Annotated in this window: 1 protein-coding gene; it reads right to left on the reverse strand. The window is 64.1% G+C overall.

The genetic code is table 11. The features are described from left to right. The coding region (locus PMI15_RS25530; protein WP_007869374.1) for a hypothetical protein at nt 1-1734 on the reverse strand (1734 nt) is incomplete at both ends.

Genomic DNA, 1734 nt, shown 5'->3' on the forward strand with positions numbered 1-1734 from the left:
CGCTGTCCACGTCGGCTTCGACGGGCCTCAGTTCCCTGTCGACCTCGACCTCCACGGGCCTCAGCACAGCCACCAGCGGCATTGCGTCCCTGTCGACTTCAACCAGCTCGCTGTCCACGGGCCTGAGCACCACCGACAGCAAGGTCACCTCACTGTCGACCTCAACGTCCACGGGCTTGAGCACCGCCGCCAGCGGCATCACTTCGCTGTCGACCTCGGCCTCAACCGGTTTCAGCTCGCTGTCCACCGGACTGAGCAGCACCAACAGCAGCGTCGTGTCGCTGTCGAGCTCGACTTCGACCGGCTTGAGCACGGCGGCCAGCGGTATCGGTTCCTTGTCGACTTCCACCAGTTCGCTGTCCACCGGCCTGAGCACCACCAACAGCAACGTCACCTCGCTGTCGACCTCGACCTCCACCGGCCTGAGCACGGCCAGCAGTGGCATTGCATCCCTGTCCACCGGTTTGAGCACGACGGACAGCAATGTCACCTCACTGTCGACGTCAACGTCCACAGGCCTCAGCACAGCGACCAGCGGCATAGCATCCCTGTCGACGTCGACCAGTTCTCTTTCCACCGGCCTGAGCACCACCAACAGCAACGTCAGTTCGCTGTCGACCTCGACATCCACGGGCCTGAGCACCGCGGACAGCAGGATCACGTCTCTTTCGACGTCCACGTCAACCGGATTGAGTACCGCCACCAGCGGCATCACTTCGCTGTCGACCTCGACTTCGACCGGCATCAGTTCGCTGTCCAGCTCCACCTCGACGGGACTGAGCACGGCCGCCAGCGGCATTTCCTCGCTGTCCACCGGATTGAGCAGCACCAACAGCAGCGTGACTTCGCTGTCCACGTCCTCTTCGACCGGCATCAGTTCCCTGTCGACCTCCACCTCGACGGGTTTGAGCACCGCCGACAGCCGGACCACGTCACTGTCCACCTCGACGTCTACCGGCTTGAGCACGGCAACCAGCGGCATCACCTCCCTCTCGACAGGCCTCAGCACCACCGACAGCAATGTCGCGTCGCTGTCGACGTCGACCTCCACCGGCCTGAGTACCGCCACAAGCGGCATCTCCTCGCTCTCCACCGGGCTGAGCACCACGAACAGCAGCGTCACCTCGCTGTCGACGTCGGCCTCAACCGGTTTGAGCACAGCCACCAGCGGTATCACCTCCCTGTCGACGGGCCTGAGCACCACGGACAGCAATGTCGCGTCGCTGTCCACGTCGGCTTCGACCGGCATCGGCTCCCTGTCCACCGGCCTGAGCACCACCAACAGCAACGTGACCTCCCTGTCGACGTCCACCTCAACCGGCTTGAGCACGGCCGACAGCCGGACAACGTCACTGTCCACGTCCACGTCCACCGGCCTGAGCACCGCCACAAGCGGCATTTCCTCGCTGTCCACCGGATTGAGCAGCACCAACAGCAGCGTGACTTCGCTGTCCACGTCCGCTTCGACCGGCGTCAGCTCCCTGTCGACCTCCACCTCGACGGGCCTGAGCACCGCCGACAGCCGGATCACCTCACTGTCGACCTCGACGTCCACCGGCCTGAGCACGGCGACCAGCGGCATCACGTCCCTGTCGACGGGCCTGAGCACCACCAATAGCAACCTGACGTCGCTGTCGTCCTCGACATCGACCGGTTTGAGCACTGCCGCCAGCGGTATCAGTTCCCTGTCTACCGGCTTGAGCACAACCGATAGCAATGTTGTGTCGCTCTCCA

The organism is Polaromonas sp. CF318, from assembly GCF_000282655.1.
Taxonomy (GTDB): Bacteria; Pseudomonadota; Gammaproteobacteria; order Burkholderiales; family Burkholderiaceae_C; genus Polaromonas.